Genomic DNA, 26,672 nt, shown 5'->3' on the forward strand with positions numbered 1-26,672 from the left:
CAAGTGGACCGGACCTCTTATACGCCTGAATAGCATGGCGATCGGTTGGTGAGGGCTTCGTTTAATGCGTGCCGGTCATGCGGGTCTGCTTTCGCGCTGCAGCAACGAAAAAGGCCCGCTTTTCATGGCGGGCCTTTGTTCTTTGAGATGCGCCCTCCGTCAGTGGGCGCGAATGGCCAGCTTGTAATCGCGGCCGATCAGCCAGAACCATTGCCAGAGGTAATCGGCAAAGCTCTTGAGCACATAGATATCGAAGCTGGGCGCACCGTCGGTCTGGTCCAGCATGATGTTGGCCTTGGTGAGGCCAGTCTGCGCGCATTGGCCGGGGCCGAAGACGCGAGGATGGAGATCTAGACTGCAGCCACGCGCCAGCATGTCGCGCGCCTTGGCGCCCGACAGGGTAATGACAGCGCGACTTTCGGATACGTCGATCACCGCGGCGTGCTGGCCCGTGAAAGCCTGGCGCAGATCGGCCACCAGCCTTTCCTCTGCACCGCTTGTGGTCACAACCCACCATTCGGTCGGGCCCAGCCACAGGATGCGGTAGGCGCCGGATTGCGCCGTGGTATTCGGCTTTACCGGCAGGTCGACACCGGTCACCGATTTGACGGCAGTCTTGAAGGCTTCGCCGCCGTCGCCGCGGATGTTGACGATAGCGCGGTGGGCGGATTCACCGATCACGACCTCGGCGCTGGCCACGTCACTCTTGGCGGCGGCCGCGGTCAGGCCGAAATGCTGCAGCGGGCTGCGGCGGGTATAGCTTTCAGCCATTTGCGGGGGCTCCATCCTCGAGGAAGGTCGGTTTGCTGATCTTGGCCGCGATCACCTTGCCCTCATAGGGCAGGTAGACCGTCTGGCCCATGCGATTGCGACCATTCTTGATGACCGCCATGGCGATCGAACGATTGGCGTTCGGGCTCCAGTAACTCGACGTCACATGGCCGATCATGGTCATCGGCGGCTTGTCCTTCACGTGCTCGACCACCTGCGCGCCTTCCGCCAGGGCGTCGTTCGGATTTTCCGTGAGGAGACCGACCAGATGCTTTCGGTCCGGCCGCTTGGTATCGGAACGGAGATGCGAGCGGCGGCCGATGAAGTCGGGCTTGGCTTTGCCGATGATCCATTCGAAGCCGAGATCCTGGGGCGTCATCGTGCCGTCGGTTTCCTGGCCCACGATCACGAATCCCTTTTCGGCGCGCAGCACATGGAGCGCTTCGGTGCCGTAGGGGGTGATGCTGAACTCCTCACCCGCCGTCATCAGCGCGCGCCAGACATGGAGCGCGTAGCTCGGCGGAATATTGACTTCGTAGGAGAGCTCGCCAGTGAAGCTGATGCGGTAGATGCGTGCCTTGACACCAGCAACAGTGCAGTCCCGCCAGGTCATGAACGGGAAGGCTTCTTCCGAGAGATCGATATCCGAAACGACCTTCTCAAGCACCTTGCGGGAGTTGGGTCCGTTCAGCGCGAAGACAGCCCATTGTTCGGTGACACTGGTGAAGTAGACCTTCTTGTCCGGCCATTCGCACTGATGCCATTCCTCCAGCCAGCTCATGACGCGCGGGGCGCCGCCGGTGGTGGTGGTCATGTGGAAATGGTTTTCCGAGATGCGGCTGGTGACGCCGTCATCGAACACCATGCCGTCTTCGCCGCACATGAAGCCATAGCGGCATTTGCCGGGCTCCAGCTTGGACCAGGCATTGGTGTAGACCATGTTGAGGAACCAGGCGGCGTCCGGCCCCTGGATATCGATCTTGCCAAGCGTCGAGGCGTCGACGATGCCGACGGAGTCGCGGGTCGCCTTCACCTCGCGGTTGACTGCGGCATGCATATCCTCGCCGGCCTTCGGGTAGTACCAGGCACGGTGCCACTGGCCGACGCACTCAAACGGCGCGCCATGCTCGGCATGCCACTGATGGATCGGCGTCTTGCGGATGGGGTCGAGGAAGTCGCCCTTGTCCGACCCGGCGAACACACCGAAGGTGACGGGCGTGTAAGGCGGGCGGAAGGTGGTGGTGCCGACTTCCGGGATCGAGACGTTCTTCAGGCCTGCCATGATGGCCAGCGCATTGACGTTGCTGGTCTTGCCCTGGTCTGTCGCCATGCCCATCGTGGTATAGCGCTTCAGATGCTCGACCGAGACATAACCTTCGCGGTGCGCCAGCATCACGTCGGCGGCGGTCACGTCGTTCTGGTAATCGACGAAATGCTTGCCGCCCTGGCCGACCGGCACATTGGACGGGATGATCCACAGCGAACGCAGGGGCTGGGCATCGGGCTCGGGCTCGGCACTCGGCGCATTGCCGGTCACATTGCTGAAGCCGAACCTGGCGGCAGCCTCCGCACCGGCATTGTGGCCCTCATTGAGCGCCTCGTTGAGGCCGAAGGCGCCGCGCGCTGAACCCACCGAGCGGTTGTTCTGCCCGGGCATGATCGGGCCGGGCACGAAGGCCTGGATGCCGTCATCCCACACCACCTTGGCGCGGGTCTGCGAATGGAGATGCACTGTCGGCTGCCAGCCGCCCGAACTCAGCACTGTGTCGCAATAGAGATGGCGCGCACTGCCCGTGACGCCCTTGCCGTCGCTGGTCAACGTCTGCACGTCGACTTCGCGCACCTGCTTGGTGCCCTTGACGTGGGTGATCGCCGAATTCTCGATAATCTCGATACCCTTGGCACGTGCCGCCTGCGGCAGCGCACCGGTCGGGTTGGCGCGGAGATCGACGATGGCCGCGACCGAGACACCGGCCGCGGTGAGGTCGAGGGCCGTCTGATAGGCGGTGTCGTTGTTGGTCATGATGACGACGCGCTGGCCCGGCGTCGCCCCGTAACGGTTGACATAGGTGCGTGCGGCCGAGGCCAGCATGCAGCCCGGGCGATCGTTGTCGCTATAGACCAGCGGGCGTTCGATCGAGCCGGTTGCCAGGATTACTTCCTTGGCGCGGATACGCCACAGACGCTGGCGCGGGCCGGTGGCTGTAGGGCCGAGATGATCGGTCAGGCGCTCGACACAGCTCAGCATGTTGGCGTCTAGATAGGCAAACGCCGTCGTGCGCGTCAGCACGCGAACTTCCGGCATGTTGCCGAGTTCGGCGCTGGCAGCGGCGACCCAGTCGGCGGCCGGCTTGCCGTCGATGGTGCGGTCGCGTTCGGACAACAGCGAGCCGCCCAGTTCCGATTGCTCGTCGACCAGTACGACGCGGGCACCGGTCCGGCCGGCGGACAGAGCTGCCGCGAGGCCGGCGGGGTTGCCACCCACCACCATCACATCGCAATGGCCATAGACCTTGTCATATCGATCCGGGTCGGTCTCATGCGATCCGGTCCCGAGACCAGCCATGCGACGGATGAACTTTTCATAGAACATCCAGCCATCTTTGGGCCACTTGAAGGTCTTGTAATAGAAGCCCGACGGCAGGAAGCGGCTCACCACCGAGTTCACGGCGCCAAGATCAAAATCGAGGCTCGGCCAACGGTTCTGCGAGGCCGTGACGAGGCCGTCATAAAGCTCGATCTGCGGGGCGCGCGTGTTGGGCTCGCGCCTTGCGCCGGTGCCGACTTCGATGAGCGCGTTCGGCTCTTCCGGACCCGCCGAAATAATGCCGCGCGGGCGGTGATATTTGAACGACCGGCCGACCAGCGTCACGCCATTGGCGAGCAGGGCAGAGGCGAGGCTGTCGCCCTGATAGCCGTAATAAGTCTTGCCGTCGAAGGTGAAGCGGACCGGCTTCGAGCGGTCGATGCGGCCGCCGGTGGCGACGCGGTTCTTCTGCGCGCTCATGTTACTTCTGCTCCAGCTTCGGGGCCGGTTCGCCCATCGGATAGACTTTGATGATCTCGTGGGTCACCGTGTGCCGCGCGACATTGAACCATTGGCGGCAGCCGCGCGCATGGACCCAGCGCTCGAAATGCACACCCTTCGGGTTCTTCCGCATGAACAGGTAGTCGGCCCATTCGGCATCCGACATGGTGTTCTGCTGTTCCAGCGTCGGGCGCGCGATATGCGCCTCATGGCCGTAAGCGAACTCATGCTCGTCGCGGGGACCGCAATAGGGGCAGGAGATGAGAAGCATGTGATTGTCTCTCTAAACCGATTAGTGCGCGACGCCGGCGGCGCCGTGCTCGTCGATGAGGTAGCCGGTGGTGAATCGCTCGAGCGCAAATGGTTGCGCCAGTTTGTGCGGTTCGCCGGTTGCGATGGTGTGCGCAAAGACGTTGCCCGAGCCCGGCGTGGCCTTGAAGCCGCCGGTGCCCCAGCCGCAATTGATGAACAGGTTCTCGACCGGCGTCTTGCCGATGATTGGCGATGCGTCCGGGCAGGTGTCGACGATGCCGCCCCATTGGCGAAGCATGCGCAGCCGGCCGAAGCAGGGGAAGAGATCGGTCAGCGCGTTCAACTGGTTCTCGATGATGAACGGCGAGCCAACCTGGGCGTAGGAGGTGTAGGCGTCGATACCCGCACCCAGCACCAGCTCGCCCTTGTCGGACTGGCTGACATAGACATGGACCTGGGGCGACATGACGACCGTGTTGAGGATCGGCTTGATCGGCTCGGAGACCAGGGCCTGCAGCGGATGGCTTTCGACCGGCAGGCGGAAGCCGGCCAAGCCCGCCATCACGCCGGAATGGCCGGCGACGACGATGCCGACCTTCTTGCCGCCGATGAAGCCGCGATTGGTCTCGACACCCTTGACGACACCATTGACGATCTTGAATCCGGTGACTTCGGTATTCTGCAGGATGTCGACACCGCGTTCGTCGGCCTTGCGGGCAAAGCCCCAGGCGACGGCGTCATGACGGGCGACGCCACCCCGGCGCTGCAAGCTTGCACCCATGATCGGATAGCGCGCGGAGGCCGAGCAATCCAGGATCGGCACCATTTCCTTGATCTGCTCGGGCGTCAGGATCTCGCTGTCGATGCCGTTCAACTGGATGGCGTAGACGCGGCGGCGCAGGGCCTGCATGTCATGTTGCGTGTGCGCGAGGTTCATCAGGCCGCGCTGGCTGAACATGACGTTGTAATTGAGATCCTGGGTCAGGCCCTCGAACAGCTTCAGCGAATGCTCGTAGAGATGCGCCGATTCATCCCACAGATAGTTCGACCGCACGATGGTCGTGTTGCGGCCGGTATTGCCGCCGCCGATCCAGCCCTTTTCGAGCACTGCCACATTGGTGATGCCGTGCTCCTTGGCGAGATAGTAAGCCGTCGCCAGCCCATGGCCGCCGCCACCGATGATGATGACATCATATTCCGGTTTCGGCGCCGGGCTGCGCCAGGCCTCCTGCCAGCCTTGGTGGTAGCTGAGGGCATTCCGGACCAGGCTGAAGATCGAATAGTTCTGCTTCATAGCATTCCCAGATTTGGGGGTTTCCCCGAAAACGGCTTAGCAGCGGGGTACAGGGGCATTTACGGTGCCGGATAATGCCAAGACAAGAAACCCGAATCCGCCAATCGCGCGCCATCTATTGTCGTGTTAACGCCCTGGGTCAAGCTGCCACATTTCATGGCGTTTTGAGATTTTCGCGCGGAAAACCTTACTGCCCATGAGGATGCAGCTATTATTCGCGCGTCGTTACAAGAAATTGGCGCAATGGCGGAAACCTGACCATTTCTGACCAACAGGACTAAACAATGTCGCGGCAGCGCCATTTTGCCTGTGGACGACATGTCGGAAATGAGATAATTCCCCTCGACGACTTCAGGTCAAGCTCACTCATATGTAGAGGGAATGCCGCCGTGTTCGGTGATTTGCCGGTGAAACTGCCCCAGGACATCGCCTTCCTGCTGGTGCCGAATTTCTCGATGATAGCCTTCACCTCCGCGGTCGAGCCGATGCGCCTCGCCAATCGCGTCGCTGGGAAGGAGCTCTACCGGTGGCATCTGTTCTCGCCCGACGGCAAGCCGGTGCAGGCCTCCAACAACATCCCGCTGACGCCGGAAGGGTCGGCCGAGCATATCGTCAATTACGACACGATCATGCTGTGCAGCGGTGTCGACGGCCATCTCTATGAAGACAAGAACGTATTTGCCTATTTGCGTCGTGCCGACAGGCAGGGGGCGGATATCGGCGCGCTGTGTACCGGTGCGCATATCCTGGCCAAGGCCAACATGCTCAACGGCTATCGCTGCACAATCCATTGGGAAAATCTCGCCAGCTTCGCCGAGAACTTCCCCGAGATCGACGTCACGTCGGAACTCTTCGAAATTGATCGCAACCGCTTCACCTGCTCGGGGGGCACCGCCGCCCTCGATATGATGCTCAACCTCATCTCGCAGCAGCATGGCCACGAGCTTGCGGCCGCCGTCTCCGAGCAGTTCATCCACGAGCGCATCCGCGACCGTCACGACCATCAACGCATGGCGTTGACGGCACGTCTCGGTGTCCGCCATCCCAAGCTGATCCAGGTCATCCAGCAGATGGAAGCCAATCTGGAAGAGCCGCTCGACCGGGGGGAACTCGCCGATGCGGCAGGCCTTTCCAGCCGCCAGATGGAGCGGCTGTTTGCAAAATACCTGCACCGTTCACCGGCGCGCTATTACGTGGAGTTGCGCCTGCACCGGGCGCGCCTGCTGCTGCTGCAGACCAACATGTCGGTGATCGATGTGGCGCTAGCCTGTGGCTTTGTCTCGGCCTCGCATTTCTCGAAATGCTACCGCGACTTCTTCGGCAAGACGCCGCGTCGCGAACGGGCAACGCCCAATGCCGCCCCGCGCCTGCAGCTCGGCAGCGTCGCGGCTTAGCAGTCCAGGGTCTTGTTGCGGTTGAGTTCCGGCTCTTCGATTTCCTCGGCATCCACCGGCGGCGTTGCGCTGGTCGTGGCTGGCTGCTGGAAATAGTCGCTGAAATCATAGGCGTCGCCATCGCGATCGTTCTGCGCGAGGTTCTCTTCGAACAGCGTGTCGACCGGGCGCGACGCATCATTGATCTGCTCGACAATGCCGCGCAGCGGTTCAACATGGCCCTCATCGGCGAAGGCGAGGCCGGCACCCACAAAAAAGCAGATGGCAATCATGACCAACGTGGCGATGCTCATAATACGGAACATGGCGGACCCCTTGATGCGACTTCCTGGCGCGGCTTCGTTGGCGCCGTTTCGATGCTCAAAGGGTAGCTGGATGATGATCCAGGGTCTGTGATCTGGGCCACAAGCTAGGTTTAATCTATCTATCTGATAACGCTCGAATAAATATTCGAATGTGACGGAACGCACAGTGCTCGGTCTGGCAGGCTGGGAGAACGCGCACCGGTTTGCGCTGCCGCGAATCGGCCGTCAGTCCTTCATCCCGACCGTCGACTTCCAGTATTCCAGCGAACAACTGACTGCGGCGGGCAAATTGGGATGACGGTCTTTCATGGCCTGCTCGGCGACGGCGCCCCCGGACAGGTTCTGCACCAGGGATGAAGCGAGATCATTGCTGCCTGCTTCCTGGGCGATAGTCTTCTGTTCAAGCGCATCGCAGGAGCTGGTCGCGGATTCCAACACCTGCGGCGCCCAAATGAACGCAACGATCAGAATGACGAGGGTAAGGAGGAGGCGCCTCACGCTGCTGCCCGCACACGGCCGAAGGGCGGCTTGTCGAACAGGCGCCGCACCATCGGCTCGAACTGCTCGATCGGGGCCGTGTCGTAATTCGGGTCGAAACTGTTCTGGTCCCACTTTTCGCAGAACAATGCCGTGCGCTCGAACATCGGGTGGCCCCGGAACTGCTCGCGTTCATTGCGGTCGAGACCGATGTGGTGGAAGAAGTAGTAGCCCTGGAACACGCCGTGATGCTTCACCAGCCAGTAATTGTCCTCAGACACATAGGGGCGCAGAATCGAGGCGGCGAGTTCGGAATGGTTCTCCGGCGCCAGCAGGTCGCCGATGTCGTGGAGGAGGGCGCAAACGACGGTTTCCTCGTCGGCCCCGTCGCGCATGGCACGGGTCGCTGATTGCAGCGAATGCTGATAGCGATCGATCTTGTAGCCCATCTTGTCGCCGGCAAGCTTCTTGAGGTTGGCGAGCACGTTATCGGCCAACTCGTGGTTCAGCTTCTGATAGATCCGGTCCAGGAACTGATATTCCTCATAGGTGCCATCGGCCATACGGATGAAATTGACGGATTCTGATTCCACGGCGGCGCATCCTCGACATTATTTTGCCAAATTTGTCTGCAGTTTAGGGGCAAGTAACAGATCGGTCCAGATTATCCGCTATGCCTGCCTCGCTCATCCCGCCGCAATTGTCGGACGCGCTCGCCATTCATGGCATGGCGCTGCGCGGTGGCTTTGCCGTGGAGCCCCGCGATTCTGTGCCGAGCTTGAAGGACGGCCGCGCGGCGCGGTCGCTGTTGCTGATCGGCAATGTCGGCGGTGGCATGTGGCCTGCCTTTGCCAGTTCCGGGGCGTTGTCCGATCCACATCCGGACCGCATGGATCGTTGGACCACGCGCGTGATCGACGAGATCGCCGCTGAGCATGATGCGACGCCGCTTTATCCCTTTTCAGGCCCGCCGTATCACCCGTTCCAGCGCTGGGCGGCGCGAGCCGAGCCGGTCTATGTTTCGCCCCTGCGGATATTCATCCACCCGACCTTCGGCCTGTGGCACGCCTACCGTGCGGCGCTGACCTTCGGCGATGTCCTCGACCTGGCGGATATCGCCAGCCCTGTCGCCGCAAATCCCTGCATCAGTTGCGATGGTCGCCCTTGCCTTTCGACCTGTCCGGTCGGCGCTTTTCAGGAGTCAGGGTTTGATGACTTGGCCTGCGCCCGTCATGTCGATGGGCCGGGCGGCGCGGAATGCCGCGATCACGGCTGTCTTGCCCGCCGTGCCTGTCCCGTTGGCAGAGATTATTCCTATTCCTCGCCGCAGATGGCCTTTCATATGGAGGCCTTCTTATCGCGGCGGCGCTGAAGATTTTCGAAGAACCATGAACCCTGACTGCGGATGCCGCGACCAACAGGCTCCGCTCTTGAAGTGATCATTAAGAATAGAAAAATGAGAGATCTCGCTGGTATTAAAGCATTTGGCACCCTCGTAGTTGCGGCATTCATCATGGTTGGCGGCGCCCTCCTGGCAAGCCTGCTGGCAGGCGCCACATTCGGCGGGTAAAGCGGCCCCGGCGGACGAGCTGGAATCGGGGAAAAGCGCCCCTTTGCAATAGCTTGTGAACCTTGTGACATTGCAGTGCGGCATTGTGCCTGGCGGGCGATGGCGCTTGTCCGGTTGGGAGTCGATGGGGTATCTACTACTGCTCCTAAAATTGCTTCAACTGGTGGAGGGCGGGCATTGCGCTCACTCATTCTCTCACTGGCTGCTTTTTGCGCCAGCCTTGCCGTCGCTTTCGGTCTAACGCTCACGACCGCTCAGGCGGCTGAAGTCACTTTGCTCGCCGTCGAGAGTGCTGGTGGCCCCGAAGTCACCGACGTGATCGCCTGGTCGGTCGTCAAGGTGGACAAGGAAACCGGCAAGCCGGAGGCCAAGCCGACCATGTCCGGCAATGGCCCACGCCTTCTGGCCAAGCTCGATCCCGGTCAGTACCTGGTGACGGCCAAGCTTGGGAAAATTCAGGCCAGTCAGGCAATCCTGGTGGGTAAAACAGCGACGACGCGCTCGCTGGTGCTGGCCGATCCGGCAAAGGCAGGCAAGGTTGCCGCCAAGAAAGTGGATGCCGGCCCGCCCGCACAGCTTTCCATCAACATGAAATTGAGCAAGGGTAAGAACCCGATCAAGGATCCGGTTCATTGGGAAGTCTTCACCTATCAAAAGGGTGGTACCGATTCTGGCGAGAAGATTGCTGAGCAAAAGGCCGCGACTGGCCATTTCAGCTTGCCGGGTGGCAGCTATGTCGTGCGCGCCCATTTCAAGGGTACCAAGGCCGATCTGGTTATCCCGATCCAGGCGGGGCAATCGCTGAAATACACACTTAACCTCTATGCCGGCTATGTGAAGCTCACGGCCCTCAAGCCGAAGAAGCAGAAGACCACGGCAGAGGCCTTGAGCTGGCAGATTCTGCGTCAGCGTCCCAATGCGCCGGGCATCTACGAACTGGTCGCCAGCAGCGAAAAGGCGGAACCCACCATCATGCTGCGTGAAGGCCGTTACTTGGCCGTTGCCCGGCTGGGCAACAAGATGTGGGGCAGCGAGCCGCTCGTGATCATGGCTGGCGAGACCGCCAGCAAGAAGGTCAATTTGAAGGAAGGCGTCGGCGCCCCTGAGGTTGCCGCCGCAAACTGAGGCTTTTACCGGTCTTCTGGCCATCTACGGCGCCGCGTCCCAGGGATGCGGCGCCGTTTTGCTGTCCGCCGGGATGTTGCCCGATGACGCTCTGGAATAGTGGCTATGAGACTTTCAAAGCATCGGATAGCGACCTGCTTTGCTAGGTTGGCGACAGAAGTTAACTCTTGAGAGGCGTATCATGTCACGGGAAGCAGCGCGGGAAGCGCGCGGTCGCCGCAACACCCGGCAGGCGAAGGGGCTGAAGCAGCTTCCATGGCGTAACAACCAGAACAATTATGACCCGATCCGGGTCCTGAGCGCCGATCAGCTCGAGGCCATCCACCAGACCTCGTTGCGCATCCTCTCGGAACTCGGCATCGAATTCCTCGAAGAGAATGCGCTGCGCATCCTCAAGGAGAATGGCGCCGAGGTGATCCCGGGGACGCAGCGCGTGCGCTTCGATCCCGCCCTTGTCATGGAACGGATCAAGACGGTCCCCAAGACCTTCAAACTCCATGCCCGCAACCCGGCGCACGATCTGACCTTTGGTGCCAACCACATCAATTTCGGCTCGGTCGCCTCGGCACCCAACGTCTCCGATCTCGACAAGGGACGCCGCCCCGGCAATTTCGAGGACTACAGCAACCTGCTACGTCTGGCGCAATCACTCAACGTCGTGCAGTTCATTGGTGGCTATCCGGTCGAGCCGGCCGATCTGCCGCCCTCGACGCGGCATCTTGATTCACATTACGCGGCGATCACGCTGACCGATAAGATCTGGCATCCATATTCGCTGGGTAACGAGCGCATTGAAGATGCGATCGAGATGATGGCCATCGCGCGCGGCATCTCAAGGAGCAACTGGCGAAAGAACCCAGCGTCTTCTCGATCGTCAACAGCAACTCACCCTTGCGCCTTGATACGCCGATGCTACAGGGGCTGCGGGCGATGGCGAAGGCGGGCCAGCCGGTCGTCCTCACCCCGTTTACCCTCTCCGGCGCCATGGCGCCGGCGACGATCGCCGCGGCACTCGCACAGCAGAATGCCGAGGCCTTGGCCGGCATCGTCTTCATCCAGATGGTCAATCCGGGCGTGCCCTGCGTCTATGGCGGCTTCACCTCGAATGTCGACATGAAGACCGGGGCGCCTGCCTTCGGCACGCCGGAATATACCCGTGCTGCCATGGCCGGCGGCCAGCTCGCGCGCAAATACGGTTTCCCCTACCGCTCAAGCAATGCCTGCGCCGCCAACGCCGTCGACGCGCAGGCGGCCTATGAATCCGAGATGTCGCTGTGGGGCGCCGTCATGGGTCACGCCAATCTCATCCTGCACGCGGCCGGATGGATGGAAGGTGGTCTGGTGGCGTCGTTCGAGAAGATGGTCGTTGATGCCGAAATGATCCAGTCGATCACTGAATTCCTGCAGCCCCTCGATACGTCTGAGGACGCGCTGGGATTCGAAGCGATGAAGGAAGTCGGTCCCGGCGGCCATTTCTTTGGCGCCGCCCATACATTGGCGCGCTACGAGACGGCGTTCTATTCGCCGCTCCTCTCCGACTGGCGCAATTACGAAACATGGCGCCTTGCCGGTGCACAGGATACGGCGACCCGCGCCAATGGCCTGTGGAAGCAGGCCCTGGCCGAGTTCGAGGCGCCCGCCCTCGACCCCGCGATCGACGATCAGTTGAAGGACTTCGTCGCGCGCCGCAAGGCTGAGGGCGGCGTCAAGCAGACCTGACGGCGTTCTTTCACATTGGTGCAGTAAGCAGGGCCATCGTCGAAAAACTCGACGATGGCCTTTTCTTTTTTGCTAGTGACAAGGTTGGTTCGACCTCCTCGGAGTTTCGTGCAATCATTCGACAGCAATGGGCATTCTCGCTTGCCGGTAAACATGTTGAACTGATGGCTCGATACAGACGTTGTTGATTCAGCCAGCCGACCCGAAAGACCCGGGCGGCCCGCCAAGGGAGACGCTGATGCGGCCCGCGCAGTTTGGCCTTCGCAAGATCCTCTTTCTCTTCCTCGTTATTCCTATGGGTATGGCGGCGCTTATCTTTGCCGCCAGTCAAAATCTCACGCATGGCGAAACGACTGCCACGGCAGCCGACAGCCTGGCTGCCTGGAGCAAGATCGCGACGGTGGTCGAGCACTCGCGTTGCCTTAATTGCCATCAGGTTCAATCGCCATTGCAGGGCGATAGCCGCCGCCTCCATGTGCCGCTGGTGGTGCGGGGCGATGACAATATGGGTGTCACCGGCATGCGCTGCACCAATTGCCATAGCCAGACCGGCAACAACCCGACTTCCGGCGTGCCTGGCGCGCCTGGATGGTCATTGGCACCGTTGGAGCAGAACTGGCAGGGTGTCGCCTCAGGCGATATCTGCCGGCAGATCCTCGATCCAGCACGCAACGGCAATATGAACGCCGAACAGTTGGTCCACCATTTCGCCGAAGACGAGCTTGTCGGCTGGGGCTGGAATCCGGGGCCGGGCCGCGAAGCTGTCCCGATGCCGCGCGCGGAATTGACCGACCATGTGAAGACCTGGCTCGCCGGTGGTGGCGAATGCCCACAATGATAGAAACACAGGACGTGAGGAGAGAGCCATGATTACGCTCACGATCAACGGCAAGGAACAGCAGCTCGACGTCGATCCGGAAATGCCCTTGTTGTGGGCGTTGCGCGATCACCTAAATCTCACCGGCACGAAATTCGGGTGCGGTGCCGCGCAATGCGGCGCCTGCACGGTGCATATCGATGGCGAAGCGGCAAGATCCTGCTCGACCATGGTCGGCGACGCTGAGGGCCGGGAGATCGTCACCATCGAAGGCCTTTCCGGCAAGGTGGCGGAAGCCGTGCAGGCCGCCTGGCAGAAGCTCGACGTCGTGCAATGCGGTTACTGCCAGTCAGGGCAGATCATGTCGGCGATCACGCTGCTCTCCGCCAATGAGAAGCCGACCGACGACGACATCAATGCCAGCATGGAAGGCAACATCTGTCGCTGCGGCACCTATGTCCGCATCCGCGACGCCATCCACGAAGCTGCCAAAGCCCTGGCTTAAGGAGTCGATGCCATGTTGATCCAAAAGAGCCAAGCCATCGCACCGTCGCGCCGCAGTTTCCTCAAAGGTGCTGCGCTTTCCACCAGCGTCTTCATGCTGGGCAGCTTTGTACCCTTCGGGCGCTTCGCCGCAGCCGAATGAGAATCAGCGGCGCCCGCCGCGGCCGTGTTCGACCCCAACATGTTCCTGCGCATTGGCAGCGACGATTCCGTCGTTGTTCTGTGCAAGCATCTTGAAATGGGGCAGGGGGTCAGCACCGGCCTTGCCACCTTGGTGGCCGAGGAATTGGATGCCGATTGGTCCAAGGTCGGCTTCGACTTCGCGCCCAACAATCCCAAGGTCTACAACAATCTGTTCTTTGGCTCCTATATCGGCACCGGGGGCAGCACCTCGATGGCCAATTCCTGGAACCAGATGCGCCAGGTCGGTGCCGCCGCGCGGGCGATGTTCGTCGCGGCCGCGTCCAAGAAATGGAATGTGCCTGCGGCTGAAGTCACCGTCTCGAACGGGGTGCTGGCGCATGCCTCCGGCAAGTCCGCGCGCTTCGGCGAGTTGGTCGAGGCGGCGATGCAGGAAGTGGTCCCGACGGCCGTGACGCTGAAGGATCCCAAGGATTGGAATTATATTGGGCAGCCATTGCCGCGCCTCGATTCCAAGGGCAAGACGACGGGCACGGCGACCTTCGCCATCGATTTCCGCCGGCCGGGCATGCTGACGGCACTCGTCCGCCGCGCGCCGCAGTTCGGTGCCACAGTCAAATCTCTCGATGATTCCGACGCCCGCAAGATCAAGGGCGTGGTCGACGTTGTGCAGATCCCCTCCGGCATCGCGGTGCTGGCCAACGACACCTGGTCAGCGATGCGCGGGCGCGAAGCGCTCAAGATCACCTGGGACAACAGCCTGGCGGAGACTCGCTCCAGCGATGCGCTCTTTGCCGAGTACCGCGACCTCACGGCCAAGCCCGGGATCGTTGCCGCCAATCGCGGTGATGCGGCAGGCGGACTGGCCAAGGCATCACAAAGCTACGAGGCCGAGTTCACCTTCCCGTTCCTGGCGCACGCGCCGATGGAACCCCTCAACTGCACCATCGAACTGACGCCGGACGGTGCCGAGATCTGGGCCGGCAGCCAGTTCCAGAGCATCGACGATTATGCCGTGGGCCAGGTGCTAGGTGTGACGCCCGACAAGATCAAGATCCACACGCTGCTGGGCGGCGGCAGCTTCGGCCGCCGTGCCAATCCCATGGCCGATTGGGCGGTGGAAGCAGCACAGATCGCCAAGGCGATCGGTGGCAAGGCACCGGTCCATCTGCTCTGGACCCGCGAGGACGACATCAAGGGTGGCTACTACCGCCCGATGGCGCTTCACAAGGTCAAGGCGGGTGTGGACGAGGCGGGCAGGATCGCCGGCTGGCAGCACACCATCGTCAGCAAGTCGATCATGATCGGCACCGCGCTTGAGCCCATGACGGTCAAGGACGGGGTGGATGCCACCAGCGTCGAGGGTGTCTCCGACACACCCTATGGTGTCGAGAGCCTGGCGGTCGATGTCCACAACACCAAGACCGCGATCCCGGTTCTGTGGTGGCGTTCGGTCGGGCACAGCCATACCGCCCATGTCATGGAAACGACCATGGATGAGCTGGCGCATCTCGCTGGGCAGGACCCGCTCGCCTTCCGCCTCTCCTACCTGAAGGAAGGCTCGCGCGATGCCGCCGTCCTGAAGCATGTCGCAGAGAAGGCGAAGTGGGGCCAGGAGATGCCCACAGGCATGGGGCGCGGCATCGCCTATCACATGTCCTTCGGCAGCCGCGTCGCCATGGTGGCCGAGGTCTCGGTCGAGGCCGGCGTGCTGAAGGTCAACCGCGTGATCGCCGCGGTCGATTGCGGTGTCGCCATCAACCCCGACGTGATCGCGGCCCAGGTCGAAGGCGCCATCGGCTTTGCCCTCTCCGCCGTCCTGCGCAACCGGGTGACCTTCGCCGAGGGTGTCGTCGAGCAAGGCAATTTCGACGATTACGAACCGACCCGGATCAAGGAGATGCCGGCGGTCGAGGTGCATATCGTCCCCTCGGCGGAAGCGCCGACCGGGATCGGGGAACCTGGGCTGCCGCCTTTGGCGCCGGCCATCGGCAATGCAGTCTTTGCCGCCACCGGCAAGCGTCTGCGCTCGCTGCCTTTTGATCTCGAGTTGCTGGCTTAAGGTCCAGAGGAACTACCAGCGAAACGATTAGCTAATCGTTTCGCTGGGCGGCTTATAGGGGTGAAAGATGGGTTCCTTGGGCCGGAACAGATAGGCGCGCGCAATTGCGAAGTAGCCCGGGATGTAATACTGCCCATTCTCCCGCAGCAACTGCTCCTTGGTCTCCCGGTAGCGTGCCGGACGGCGATACCAGGCCAAAGCAGGCTCCGCATGATGGAGCGCGTGGAGATTGTTGTAGAGGAACATGAAGCTCCAGAACGGCCCGGCATCGCAGATGACCGAGCGGGTCTTCTCATCGGGCGCCGCGCGGTGTTCGGCATAGGAGCGGATGAGGGCCATCGATGTGCCCGGATAGGCGAACATCAGCACATAGGCCCAGACCGGGATGTCGCACACACCCACCACCCAGACCAGGATCAGGCTGACGGTGACGAAGTGCCAGACCCAGGGCACGATGTGATAGCGGTCGCCGGAATTGAGGTCCTTCCAGCATTCGCGCACCGATGAGACGGTGTAATAGCCAGGCCCGAACAGCATGCGGCCGGCCAGCGTGCGCATCCGCTGCCGCACCCAGCGATGCAGCGGCGACATCCGCGCCCATTGCGCCTCGGTGAGGTAGTTCGATTCCGGGTCGAGGAAGGGATCGGTCAGATCCTGGTCGATATGATGGCGCGTATGGGTCGCCACATAGACGTCATAGGGAATCCACAGCCACAGCGACCAGCCGGTGATCCAGCGGTTGAGGCGACGTGATTTGAACGGATAGCCGTGGACAGCTTCGTGCTGCAATGATCCGTGCAGGCAGACGATCGAGGCGCCCAGCGGCAGCACCACCCACCAGGGCAGGTCGTGATAGAACCAGGTCAGTGTCAGAAATGCCGCGTAGATCCCGGCTGCCAGCAGCAAAGTCGGGATATCCGCCTGATAGGCGTGGCGGCCGATCTCCCCCTTATTTACCCGCAAGGGTTCAGCGGTCGTGGACTGCGCGGACATGTGCCTCAAAAGGGCGTTGTTTCTCTAGGGTTATTGGTAACGAAAATGTAGCAGGCCAGCAATGAAGAAATACTCATCCCACCATGCAGGCAACGCCGGGCCACCCCCTTGGTTGGGTCATGACGGCTGGGCTATGCTCGGCGCAAAAGGGAGGCGTTAACAAAGATGGGGCAGATTTGCGGCCAGTGCCTATGCGGCGCGGTGAGTTTCGAGGTGTCCGGCGCCCTGTCGGCACCGACCGCCTGCCATTGCGCCATGTGCCGTCGTTGGCACGGCGCGCTCGGCGTCTATACGTCGGCGCCGATCGCCAACATCCGGTTCAGCGGCGCCGAACATGTGAAGTGGTACCGGTCCGGCCCCGAATCCGAGCGCGGGTTCTGCCGGGAGTGCGGCTCGAAGCTCTTCTGGCGCAAGGTGGGCGGCAGCGATCTCGACATCGCGCCGAGTTGCCTCTCCGCGCCGACCGGGCTCAGCATCGACCGGCATATCTGGGTGGCATTCAAGGGCGACTACGACGATATCGCCGATGATCTGCCACAATATGCCGTGTCGTCGGCGAACGCTGCGCCGATCCCACCCGCGCCGCCGGAACCGGAACCAGCGACCAGGCCGGCAATCCATAAGGGGCATTGCCTGTGCGGGGCGATCCACCTCACCATCACCGGACCGATGCGGGACATCAGTGTTTGCCATTGCGGCCAGTGCCGCCGCTGGCACGGCCACCCACCGGCCTATAGCAAGGCGAAATGGGCCGACATCGCGCTTTCGGGCCGCGAGCATTTGCGCTGGTACGTGTCGTCGCCCGAGGCGCGGCGCGGTTTTTGTGGGGAATGCGGCACGTCGGTGTTCTGGGAGATGATCGGCAGGGACGCCGTCTCGATCCCGGCCGGCTTGCTCGACGCCCCCACTGGCCTAAAGTTGCGGCACCATATCTTCGCTGCCGACAAGGGCGATTACTACGCCATCACCGATGGTTTGCCACAATTTCCCGCGAGCGGCGGCAATTCGCTGCCGTTCTGATTCAAGAACAACAAGACGAGTCCAGCGCATGATCGCGGCCCTGCCGATGTACGACTTTCCGGAATTGCGCGAAGACACGGATGCCTTCTGGGAAGGTTTGCGCAGTCATCTCGCCGCGGCCGGCTTAATCGGGATTCCCCAGGCACTGACGCGCCCGACCGACTTCTATGCCCATTGGCTGGACCCAAACCTCCTGATCTCGCAGACCTGTGGCTATCCACTGACCCATGATCTGAAGGGCAAGGTCCGTTATGCGGCGACCCCCGGCTATGATGCGCCGGGTTGCGACGGGTCGACCTATCGCAGCTTTGTCATCGTGCGGGCGGCCGATGATATTCAGCGTGGCAGCGACCTCAGCGGCCGGGTCGCGGCGTACAATGGTGCGGACTCACAATCCGGCTGCAACGTGCTCAAGCTCTATCTGGCCGGTCAGGGGATCGCGAACGGGCTGTTGCGCGAGGCGATTGAAAGCGGTGCGCATCGCAAATCCGTGGCCATGGTCAAGGCCGGCCTTGCCGATTTCTGCGCCGTGGACTGCGTGACCTGGACGCTCCTCACCGCGCTGGCGCCAGACGAGGTGACGGGCCTCCGCATCCTCGACCAGACGGCGCCGGCACCGTGCCTGCCTTTCATCACCAGCCGTTCTCTGCCGGTCGAAGACGTCGCGTCCCTGCGCACCGGTCTCAGCGCCGCATTCAACGATGACGATCTTGCGCCTTGCCGGGAGAAACTCCTGCTGGCTTCCCTGACCGTCCTGGATGAGGCCGCCTATGATGTCATTCCGGAACAGGAAATGTCAGCCAGGGTCGCCGGCTGGGCGCAGGTCGCGTGACCGCCGCGACCGGCAACCGCCCGCCGATTGATGGCGGCATCCTGTGGCCAAGCCTTGCCATGGTCGCCTCGTCGATCTTCTGGGGATCGATGTGGTACCCCTTGCGCGAGGTAGAGGCGGCAGGGATCCCGGCGGCCCTCGCTGGTGCGCTCTGCTATGGGGTGCCGCTTATCCCCCTGCTGCCGTTCCTGTTTATCCGACATCGCCAATTGTGGGCTGGCGGCTGGCGGGTGCTGCTGTGCGGCGGCGCGCTCGCCTGCTGCAACATCCTCTTTGCCGTGGCCGTGGTGATGGGCGAGATCGGCATCATCATCCTGCTGTTCTATTTGAGCCCGATCTGGTCGACCATCCTGGAACGCATCTTCATGAAGACGCCGCTGACGCCTATCCGCTGGATCGGCATCGGCCTGGCGCTCGTCGGTCTCATGGTCCTGCAAGGTGTGAGCGGCCGCTGGCCCTGGCCGTCCAATCTGGCTGAATGGATGGGGCTGGGCGCCGGCCTCTGCTGGGCGGTGGCGCTGCTCACCGCGCGCATGTGGTCGCACATCACTGTCCTGGACAAAAGCATCGCGCAATTCGGCTGCGCCTTGCCGGTGGGCCTGCTGGTCTATCTCCTCCTCGGAGACGCCGCCGGACCTGGCGGCTGGCCTGACCTCAACATCCTCATCGGTGCGGTGCCGTGGATCATCGCCGCGGCCTTCATCTGGGTGGTGCCGGCGATGGTCTTGAGTCTGTGGGGGGGCAGGGCGGCTGTCGCCCGGCCGCGCCAGCATCCTCATGACCTCGGAAGTCGTGGTCGGTGTCGGTTCCGCCGTGTGGCTGGCTGGCGAAGATCTCGGCTGGCACAAGATCGTCGGCGGCATCCTTATTGTCAGCGCCAGCCTGCTGGAAACCTGGCAGGCACGGCGCGAAGGCCAGGATGCCTTGGAAGGAGCGAAAGCATGATCCGGCAACACGACGCCCGCGGCTTGAAATGCCCGATCCCGGTCCTGAAGGCCCGCAAGCTGATCAAGGAACTGTCGCCGGGCGATATCCTGGAAGTCGACGCGACCGATCCCGGCGCACCGAAGGACTTCGCGCATTTCTGCGAGGTGACGGGGAACAGACTGCTGGAAGGCAGCGAGCCGGAACCAGGCGTGTTCCGGATCAGGGTCGAGGTGATGGGGTCTTAGTTTCAGTTCTTTGGGGGATTAGTTCATGTCGGGCGAACGCCTGCCCTTGGACCGGATCATCATCGATGGTCTGAAGGCGCCTTGGCGCTATCCGGGCGGCCTCATTCTAAGTTCGTTGCCTTGGGTGATCCTGAACCTCATCCAGGGCTATTACATGGCCCATTACGGGGCATGGGAAGGGCGCGGCGACGGTGAGCGACACTGGCGGGCTGAGCTCACTTGGGCGAACGGCTCGCTGTTCGCTGCCCAGGCTCTGGCATTTGTCAGCTTCTTCATCAGCTGGTCGCGCGGTCTTTATCTGGACCGGACGGAATTCCGCCTCTTCCGGTTCGACCGCCGCTTGTGGTGGATCGCCCGCGGCGCTTTGAAACTCGTCCTTGGCCTTATCCTGATTGCCCTGGGATTCTGGGTGGCAAGCATTATCGTCGGATTTGTTGCCGGTTTCATTGGGCTGGGGTGGATTTTCTCCACACTTGCCGGCCTTGCCTTGATCTTTGCCTTGGTCTGGGCCAGTTGCCGGTTCAGCATCCTTTTCACCAGCATCGCGGTCGATGAGGATCCCTATGACGTGATCGACGTTTGGGACAAGACCGACGGCTATGCTGTGCGGATCTTCGCGAGCCTTGCGCCGGTGGTCATTATGCTGCCTGTCTTGAAAGCGCTACTCCTGGGCGTGGCGATGAGTACGCTGTTTGGCTCATTTGCGAGCTTCAGAGTCAATTTCGCGCCGCTCTGGGGTGGCCACAGTTATGGTGATGTGGCTCCGCTCTGGATGATTGCCTGCGAAACGGCCCTGGACTGGCTCTATTATGCTTGGCTGTTTGCAACACTCACCTACATCTACCGCCATATGACCCCACGGCCGGCCACTGATGAAAAAGTGGTGGGCGTGTTCTGACCTTCGTCAGTTCGTCTTGACGGCGCTGTCCGGTCGCAGCGCTGCGGGCAGGAAGCGGCTGACGCCGTGCTCGTCGTAATAGCGCAGGGCGCCGGCATGGAAGGGAACGCTGACCCCGGCGATGGCAAGCTGCAGGTCGAGCGCCTTGCCGGCGGCCGAGGCCTGGTCGAGATTCTTGCGCGTGGCTTCGAGCCATACCGCGCGCGTCAGTTCATAGGCGATTTCATCGTCGAGTGACGCCGGCACCAGCCAGACGGCGACCAGTTCGACAGTCTGCGTGTCCGGCACATTCCGGAACGTGTCCGCCTTGATGACGCCTTTGGCGATGAAGCCGAAACTCTTCATCATCTTGTTGACGGGTTCGCCCTCGATCGGCAGCAGGCGCAGGGGCATGCTGGCGGCCAGGGCCGTGACATCACGGCTGGCCAGCGCATCAACCACGATCATGGCGTCGATTGTGCCGGAGGCGAGGGCCTCGGCAGCGGCCGGAAAGTCGAGGTAGCTCGGCTTGATCTTCTTGGTGGTGAGGCCGTGGAAACCCAGGATCTGTCGGGCCGTCATGGCGTTGTCACTCTTCTCGGCGCCAAGATTGACCTTCAGCCCCTTGAGGCCGGCCACGTTCTTGGCAGCCGATTGCGGGCCGACGATGATCTTCACATTGAGGCGGCCGAGACCGGCGATGGCACGAAGGTCGGCGTCCTTACCGGTCGCCTTGAACTGGTCCTTGCCGGTATAAGCGAGGTAGGCGATGTCGGCTTGCGCCACGGCGGATTCAATGAGCTTGCCGCGCAGCTGGGCGAGGTTCTCGACCGAACCGGAACTGGTCTGGGCAAGGCCGATCATGCCGGGAATGCCGCAGGAGCCGCCTTCTTCGCAGGTCCGGGCACCGGGCGGGTTGCTGATGGCGCCGCCGATCAGGCCGGCCAGTTCATAGATGGGCGTGCCGGGCGCACCGGCGCCGACCCGGAAATAGCTGAGCTCCTGGGCGCTGGAGCGGACCGGCGCGCTGAGCAGGGGCAGGCCGAAGCCGGCAGCACCCGCCAGGCAGGCAAAACCCCCCAGGCCAAACAGCACGCGACGCCGGTTCTGTGTAAAGACCGAACGCGCGGCGTCTTTGCTGTGCTTCATCAGGCTCATCGGGGTGCCGGTTTCATCACGGGCCAACTGCGCCAACCATCAGGCCGCAGACCTGTGAAGATATAGAACGAGAGTTAATGAGTCGCCAATACGAAGGCGACATTTTCGGTGTGCGTTTTCATCAAAAGTCCGCGAGCGACAATGGTTTCGGTGAGCTTAACGATTGTGGCGCAAGGCGGGTCTGCCGGGGCAAAGGGCGACCTGGACGCGCGCCCGTCGCACTCCCCTCGCGCCACACTAAGGCCCCATTTACAAGCACAAATCGAATGCCGAGACTGGGCTCTGAGGGCTTTGCAAATGTGGCACGGTCGATGACGGTTGCGGGATCGAACACGGTCACATCGGCAAAAGCGCCTTCAGCCAGTTTGCCGCGATCGATGATGCCAAAGCGATTGGCGGTGAGTCCGGTCATTTTATGGATCGCGGTTTCGAGGTCGAACAGCCCCAGATCGCGGCTGTAATGACCAAGGACACGGGGGAAGCTGCCCCACAGGCGCGGATGATTGATCTCGCCGCCGGGCAGGCCATCGCTGCCGATCATTGTCGGAGGAAATGCCAGGATGCGCTGTACGTCTTCCTCATCCTGGCAGAAATAGATCGCCCCGCCGGGAGCGAGTTTGAGGGCGGCCGCGTCACGGTCGATGCCCCATTCCCGGGCGATGTCGTCGAGCTCGCGCCCGGCCATTTCGGGATGGGGTTGGGACGAGCTGATGAGGACGCGGGAGGCCGAGAGGACGAAGGCCGGGTCGATGATGGTGGCGGCGGCGTTATAGGGATAGACGTCGATACCGACCTTCTGGCTGGCGCGGGCCGCGTCGATCATCGGCAGGGACCAGGCGGTGTGGCCGATGTTCTCCGGCCCATCCCCCTGATGGTGGGAGAGGATCACCGGCACCTCGGCCCTTTGGCCGATCTCCAGCGCCTCGGCGAGCGCTTCGCGGAAATGGGCGTCATAGTTCCTTGAATGGGTGGTGTAGACGGCGCCGGCAGTTCCGGCGATATGGGCAAGCGCCACGACCTCGTCGGTATCGGCTGCCTTGTTGCTGGGATACTCCAACCCGGTCGAAAAGCCGAGGGCGCCGTCATCGAGGGCCTGCGCTAGCCGCGCGCCCATGGCGGCGATCTCGGTCTTGTTGGCCGGCCGGTCGAGCTGTTCCATGCATTCGACCCGCAGGACCGAATGGCCGACCAGGGCCGCCGCGTTGACGGCGGCGGGCGTTTTGTTGAGCGCCGCGAAGTAGTCGGCAATGCGCGGGAAGCGGTACCAGCTTTCATCGCCCAGCAGGAAATCGTCCGGGTAGCTGGCGCGCGGGGTAAGCGGGGCGGCGCTGAAACCGCAATTCCCGACCACGACGGTGGTGCAGCCCTGGCTGACCTTCGAGGGCATGTCGGGTTCGGCGAGGAGGGCGATGTCGTCATGGGCATGGGCGTCGATGAAGCCTGGTGCCACGATGCAGCCTGTGGCGTCGATTTCCTGCCGGGCGGTATGGTCCCGGAGGTCGCCGATGGCGCTGATCCGGTCGCCATCCACGGCGATATCGGCCTGGAAACGCCTGGCGCCGGTCCCGTCGATGACCATGCCATGGCGAATGAGGGTATCGTGGATCATGCGGCGCTCCCGGGTCGTGTCGTTTTTCATCAAGCGGATGGCGACTTGTCTCAAGCCCATCGGGCTTGCTATTAGCACACCTACTGGATCACTTCGATATTGGAATCCCAGCCATGACCACCTTCACCACGCGCCAGAACAATATCCGGCGGCTCTTGAAGCCGCGCCACGTCTGCATCATCGGCGGACAGGCCATGGCGGATGCGATCCGGCGCTGCGACGCCGCGGGCTTTGCCGGCGAGGTCTGGGTGGTGAACCCGAAATACGAGGAACTGGGCGGGCGCAAATGCTACCCCTCGGTGGCGGCGCTGCCCGAGGCACCGGATGCGACCTTCATCGCTGTGCCACGCGAAGGCACCATCGAGATGCTGAAGGAACTCAACGCGCGCGGTGCCGGCGGGGCGATCTGCTATGCCGCCGGCTTTGCCGAAGTGGGCGGCGAGGGGATCGAGCTCCAGAAGAAGTTCATCGAGGCGGCGGGCGATCTTGCCGTGGTCGGGCCCAATTGCTACGGCATCCTCAACTATCTGAACGGGATCGTGCTCTGGCCGACCGGACACAATGGGCAGAAAGTCGAGACCGGCTGCGCTCTGGTGGCGCAGAGCGGCAACATCGCGCTCAACCTGACCTGCAATGATCGCTCGGTGCCGTTTGCCTATGTCATCACCTCGGGCAACCAGGTTGTCCTGAACGTCGCCGACTTCGTCGACGCCTTGGCCGAGGACCCGAAAGTGACGGCGATCGGCCTCTATATCGAGGCAATCAGCGATGTGCCGGCCTTCAGCCGCGCGGCGGCCAAGGCCCTTGCCAACGGCAAGCCGCTCATCGCGCTCAAGGCCGGCAAATCGGAACTCGGCAGTCAGCTTGCCATGAGCCATACCTCGTCGCTCGCCGGCAGCGACCGCATGTATGACGCGCTGTTCGAACGGCTGGGCGTCATCCGGGTGAATTCGATCCCGGATCTCCTCGAGACCATGAAGCTGATCTCGATCGCGGGCCTGCCCAAGGGCAAGAGCCTTGCCGTGTTCACCTGCTCGGGTGGTGATGGGCTGATGACGGCCGACCTCGCCGAGGAACTGGATGTGCCGCTCAATCCGCACAGCCCGGACCAGGTGGCGGATTTGAAGCAGCAGTTGCCCAACTTTGCCTCCGTCACCAACCCGCTCGATTACAACACCTCGCTATGGAGCCATGAGGATCTGCTCACCAAGTGCTTCGGTACGGTGATGCGCGGTGACTATGACGCCGGCATGCTGATCCTCGATTACGCCGTCGATGGCGAGGCGAGCGAGCGGGCCTGCGATGCCTCGGTCAATGCGATCATGGCTGCCTGCGAGACACACGGCAAAATGCCGATCGTGACCGCGACTCTGCCCGAGCTGCTGCCGGCGCGGGTGCGGGCGCGGATGGCGACGCGTCATGCGGCACCCATGCAGGGACTGCCGGAAGCAATGCGCGCCTTCGCCGCCGCCGCGCGCTTCGCCTATCAGCGCGATCATCTGACCTCGGCCGCGGCCGACAATCTCATCATGCCGCAGACAGCGTTGCTGGACGGGCCGACCCGGATCGTCTCCGAGCATGACGCCAAGCAGACTTTGGCGAAGTATGGGTTGAAATCGCCGGCAAGCCGCATCGTGGCGCCGAGCGAGGCGGCAAAAGCCGCCGCCGAGCTGGGCTTCCCGGTGGTCGTCAAGGTGGCGGCGCCGGTCATCGCCCACAAGACCGAAGCCGGTGCCGTCGCGGTCAATCTCAAATCAGAAGCCGAGGTCACAGCGGCAGTTGCACAGATGCACAATTCGGTCGCAGCCTATCAGCCCGGCCTGAAGATCGAGAAGGTGCTGGTCGAGGCCATGGTGCGCGATGTGGTGGCCGAGCTCATCATCGGTGTGAAGCGCGATCCGCAATTCGGCCTGGCCCTGGTGGTCGGTGCCGGTGGCATTCTGGTGGAGATGGTCGAGGATTCAGCGCTGTTGCTGTTGCCGACCGATCGCCGGATCGTCGAGAAGGCCATTCACGGCCTCAAGATCGCCAAGCTGCTGCGCGGCTATCGCGGCAAGCCCGCCGGCGACATCGATGCCGTTGTCAGCGCTGTCATGGCGGTCGCGGATTATGCCGAGGCGCATCGCGCCGATCTCGTCGAGCTCGACGTCAACCCGCTGATGGTTCTGCCGCAAGGCGCCGTCGCGGTTGATGCACTAATTGTCCAGGCGGACAAGTAGCAACGCGCTGCCACGTTTCTCTCCGAGATCGGCGTTCGATCATTGATCGACGTCGCTTTCGGGCCAGCCCGCAAGTTCACGGCACCTCACGTTGATGACGTCGATCGCGACATTATCAACAGCAGGGGAGTTCGATGACCTATCAGCCCGGGCGGCAATTTCTGCAGATACCTGGTCCGACCAATATTCCCGAGCGCGTGCTGCGCGCCATTGCGGCACCCGTATTGGATCATCGCGGACCCGAATTCGCCCGGCTGGCCAGCGAACTCCTCGCCCGTATCAAGCCGATCTTCAAGACCACGCAGCCGGTGATCATCTTCCCGGCGTCGGGCACCGGCGCCTGGGAATCCGCCCTCGTCAACACGCTGTCGCCGGGCGACAAGGTTCTGGGCTTCGACAGCGGCCAGTTCGCCCTGCTGTGGACCAGCATGGCGAAGAAGCTGGGGCTCGAGGTCGAGACGCTGGCGACCGATTGGCGCCGCGCCCCCGATCCCACGCAGATCGAAGCAGCCCTTGCCGCCGATCACGAGAAGAAGGTCAAGGCGGTCCTGCTGGTGCATAACGAAACCGCCAATGGCTGCATGACGCGGGTGGCCGAGATCCGTCAGGCCATGGACCGCGTCGGCCATCCGGCCCTGTTGATGGTCGACACCATCTCGTCTCTCGGCAGCGCTGATTTCCGCATGGATGAATGGGGCGTCGATGTCGCCATCGGCGGTTCGCAAAAGGGCTTGATGTTGCCGGCGGGTTTGGCTTTCTGTGCCGTCAGTGAAAAGGCGTTTGCTGCGTCGGAGCAGGCGAAGCTGCCGCGCAGCTATTGGGATTGGGAATCGTATCTGGGCGGCAATTTCCCTTACACGCCGGCCTGCAATCTGCTCTTCGGCTTGCGCGAAGCCTTGAACCTCATCGACGAAGAGGGGCTTGAGAACATCTTTGCGCGCCATGCCCGCCATGCCGAAGCGACGCGTCGCGCCATCCGCGGCTGGGGTCTCGACATCGTCTGTGCCGAGCCCAAGGATTACAGCCGCTCGATCACCGCGGCCTTTATGCCGGACGGTCATTCGGCCGATGCGTTCCGCAAGCTGGTGTTCGATCGCTTCAACATGCCGCTGGGCGGTGGTCTCGGCCGTCTCGCCGACAAGGCCTTCCGCATCGGTCATCTGGGCGATACCAACGACCTGATGCTGGGCGGTGCCCTGTTCGGCGTCGAGATGGGGTTGGCTGCCGCCAAAATCCCGCACCAGTCGGGCGGGGTGCAGGCAGCCCTCAACTATCTTGCCGATCAGGCCGCCCAGCCGGCGCGCCTCGCCGCCGAATAACGCGCTTGCCTTTG

21 protein-coding genes and 3 pseudogenes are annotated in these 26,672 nt (G+C 62.5%); 14 read left to right on the top strand and 10 right to left on the bottom strand.

Annotated features, from left to right (window positions below; translation table 11 throughout):
* Nucleotides 1–159 precede the first annotated feature (159 nt).
* Genes IPK59_02010 through IPK59_02025 form a run of 4 tightly spaced genes read right to left on the bottom strand, consistent with a single transcriptional unit; the run spans nt 160 to nt 5,345 of the window.
* Nucleotides 160–771 (bottom strand): sarcosine oxidase subunit gamma, encoded by a 612-nt coding sequence (locus tag IPK59_02010; GenBank protein ID MBK8157608.1) that lies wholly within the window; start codon nt 769–771, stop codon nt 160–162.
* Complete coding sequence (locus IPK59_02015) at nt 764–3,778, bottom strand: sarcosine oxidase subunit alpha (protein ID MBK8157609.1); 3,015 nt, start codon at nt 3,776–3,778, stop codon at nt 764–766. Before IPK59_02015 ends, IPK59_02010 begins: the two co-directional genes overlap by 8 nt.
* Nucleotide 3,779: 1 nt before the next feature.
* Nucleotides 3,780–4,070, bottom strand: coding sequence for a sarcosine oxidase subunit delta (locus IPK59_02020; protein MBK8157610.1), 291 nt, complete (start codon nt 4,068–4,070; stop codon nt 3,780–3,782).
* A gap of 21 nt (nt 4,071–4,091) precedes the next feature.
* Nucleotides 4,092–5,345, bottom strand: coding sequence for a sarcosine oxidase subunit beta family protein (locus tag IPK59_02025; protein ID MBK8157611.1), 1,254 nt, complete (start codon nt 5,343–5,345; stop codon nt 4,092–4,094).
* Nucleotides 5,346–5,629: 284 nt separating this feature from the next.
* On the opposite strand from IPK59_02025, the gene IPK59_02030 reads away from it, so the two are divergent.
* Nucleotides 5,630–6,739, top strand: a complete 1,110-nt coding sequence (locus IPK59_02030; protein ID MBK8157612.1) for a GlxA family transcriptional regulator — start codon at nt 5,630–5,632, stop codon at nt 6,737–6,739.
* Here IPK59_02030 and IPK59_02035 read toward each other — a convergent pair.
* The 3 genes from IPK59_02035 to IPK59_02045 all read right to left on the bottom strand — a co-directional run bounded on the left by IPK59_02035 (nt 6,736) and on the right by IPK59_02045 (nt 8,084).
* On the bottom strand, nt 6,736–7,044 hold the full coding sequence (locus tag IPK59_02035) for a hypothetical protein (protein MBK8157613.1): 309 nt from the start codon (nt 7,042–7,044) through the stop codon (nt 6,736–6,738). The genes IPK59_02030 and IPK59_02035 overlap by 4 nt on opposite strands.
* A gap of 225 nt (nt 7,045–7,269) precedes the next feature.
* The gene (locus tag IPK59_02040) at nt 7,270–7,542 is read right to left on the bottom strand and encodes a hypothetical protein (GenBank protein ID MBK8157614.1); all 273 of its coding nucleotides are present in this window, start codon (nt 7,540–7,542) and stop codon (nt 7,270–7,272) included.
* The gene (locus tag IPK59_02045) at nt 7,539–8,084 is read right to left on the bottom strand and encodes an HD domain-containing protein (protein MBK8157615.1); all 546 of its coding nucleotides are present in this window, start codon (nt 8,082–8,084) and stop codon (nt 7,539–7,541) included. The genes IPK59_02040 and IPK59_02045 overlap by 4 nt, the downstream gene beginning before the upstream one ends.
* Before the next feature lie 110 nt (nt 8,085–8,194).
* Here IPK59_02045 and IPK59_02050 point away from each other — a divergent pair, with 110 nt between their 5' ends.
* The 6 genes and pseudogenes from IPK59_02050 (at nt 8,195) to IPK59_02075 (ending at nt 15,459) form a co-directional block, all read left to right on the top strand.
* Nucleotides 8,195–8,893, top strand: coding sequence for a hypothetical protein (locus IPK59_02050; protein MBK8157616.1), 699 nt, complete (start codon nt 8,195–8,197; stop codon nt 8,891–8,893).
* Nucleotides 8,894–9,268: 375 nt separating this feature from the next.
* Nucleotides 9,269–10,216, top strand: a complete 948-nt coding sequence (locus tag IPK59_02055) for a hypothetical protein (GenBank protein ID MBK8157617.1) — start codon at nt 9,269–9,271, stop codon at nt 10,214–10,216.
* Between the two features lie 181 nt (nt 10,217–10,397).
* Nucleotides 10,398–11,935 (top strand): annotated as a pseudogene (locus tag IPK59_02060) (trimethylamine methyltransferase family protein).
* Nucleotides 11,936–12,173: 238 nt separating this feature from the next.
* Complete coding sequence (locus tag IPK59_02065; GenBank protein ID MBK8157618.1) at nt 12,174–12,773, top strand: Isoquinoline 1-oxidoreductase subunit; 600 nt, start codon at nt 12,174–12,176, stop codon at nt 12,771–12,773.
* A gap of 28 nt (nt 12,774–12,801) precedes the next feature.
* On the top strand, nt 12,802–13,257 hold the full coding sequence (locus IPK59_02070) for a (2Fe-2S)-binding protein (protein MBK8157619.1): 456 nt from the start codon (nt 12,802–12,804) through the stop codon (nt 13,255–13,257).
* A gap of 12 nt (nt 13,258–13,269) precedes the next feature.
* Nucleotides 13,270–15,459, top strand: a pseudogene (locus IPK59_02075) (xanthine dehydrogenase family protein molybdopterin-binding subunit).
* Nucleotides 15,460–15,486: 27 nt separating this feature from the next.
* Here the strand turns inward: IPK59_02075 and IPK59_02080 are convergent.
* Complete coding sequence (locus IPK59_02080) at nt 15,487–16,452, bottom strand: fatty acid desaturase (protein ID MBK8157620.1); 966 nt, start codon at nt 16,450–16,452, stop codon at nt 15,487–15,489.
* A gap of 165 nt (nt 16,453–16,617) precedes the next feature.
* Here IPK59_02080 and IPK59_02085 point away from each other — a divergent pair.
* The 5 genes and pseudogenes from IPK59_02085 (at nt 16,618) to IPK59_02105 (ending at nt 20,374) form a co-directional block, all read left to right on the top strand.
* Nucleotides 16,618–16,992, top strand: a pseudogene (locus IPK59_02085) (GFA family protein).
* 129 nt (nt 16,993–17,121) lie between these two features.
* Nucleotides 17,122–17,472, top strand: coding sequence for a GFA family protein (locus tag IPK59_02090; GenBank protein ID MBK8157621.1), 351 nt, complete (start codon nt 17,122–17,124; stop codon nt 17,470–17,472).
* 28 nt (nt 17,473–17,500) lie between these two features.
* Nucleotides 17,501–18,304, top strand: coding sequence for a PhnD/SsuA/transferrin family substrate-binding protein (locus IPK59_02095; protein ID MBK8157622.1), 804 nt, complete (start codon nt 17,501–17,503; stop codon nt 18,302–18,304).
* Nucleotides 18,301–19,476, top strand: a complete 1,176-nt coding sequence (locus IPK59_02100) for a sulfurtransferase TusA family protein (protein ID MBK8157623.1) — start codon at nt 18,301–18,303, stop codon at nt 19,474–19,476. Before IPK59_02095 ends, IPK59_02100 begins: the two co-directional genes overlap by 4 nt.
* Nucleotides 19,477–19,522: 46 nt before the next feature.
* Nucleotides 19,523–20,374 (top strand): hypothetical protein, encoded by an 852-nt coding sequence (locus IPK59_02105; GenBank protein MBK8157624.1) that lies wholly within the window; start codon nt 19,523–19,525, stop codon nt 20,372–20,374.
* 6 nt (nt 20,375–20,380) lie between these two features.
* Here the strand turns inward: IPK59_02105 and IPK59_02110 are convergent, their stop codons facing one another.
* Entirely contained in the window at nt 20,381–21,538 is a 1,158-nt protein-coding gene (locus tag IPK59_02110) for a TAXI family TRAP transporter solute-binding subunit (GenBank protein ID MBK8157625.1), read from the bottom strand.
* Between the two features lie 94 nt (nt 21,539–21,632).
* Nucleotides 21,633–23,120 carry a D-aminoacylase gene (locus IPK59_02115; GenBank protein MBK8157626.1) on the bottom strand — a complete coding sequence of 496 codons (1,488 nt, stop codon included), beginning with the start codon at nt 23,118–23,120 and terminating at the stop codon, nt 21,633–21,635.
* Nucleotides 23,121–23,233: 113 nt separating this feature from the next.
* Here IPK59_02115 and IPK59_02120 point away from each other — a divergent pair, with 113 nt between their 5' ends.
* Both IPK59_02120 and IPK59_02125 read left to right on the top strand, forming a co-directional pair.
* Nucleotides 23,234–25,339, top strand: a complete 2,106-nt coding sequence (locus IPK59_02120) for an acetate--CoA ligase family protein (protein MBK8157627.1) — start codon at nt 23,234–23,236, stop codon at nt 25,337–25,339.
* 134 nt (nt 25,340–25,473) lie between these two features.
* Nucleotides 25,474–26,658: an aminotransferase class V-fold PLP-dependent enzyme gene (locus IPK59_02125; protein MBK8157628.1), complete on the top strand. Its 1,185-nt coding sequence runs from the start codon at nt 25,474–25,476 to the stop codon at nt 26,656–26,658.
* Nucleotides 26,659–26,672 lie beyond the last annotated feature (14 nt).

This window comes from Rhodospirillaceae bacterium (assembly GCA_016712715.1).
In the GTDB taxonomy this organism is placed as follows: Bacteria; Pseudomonadota; Alphaproteobacteria; order Dongiales; family Dongiaceae; genus Dongia.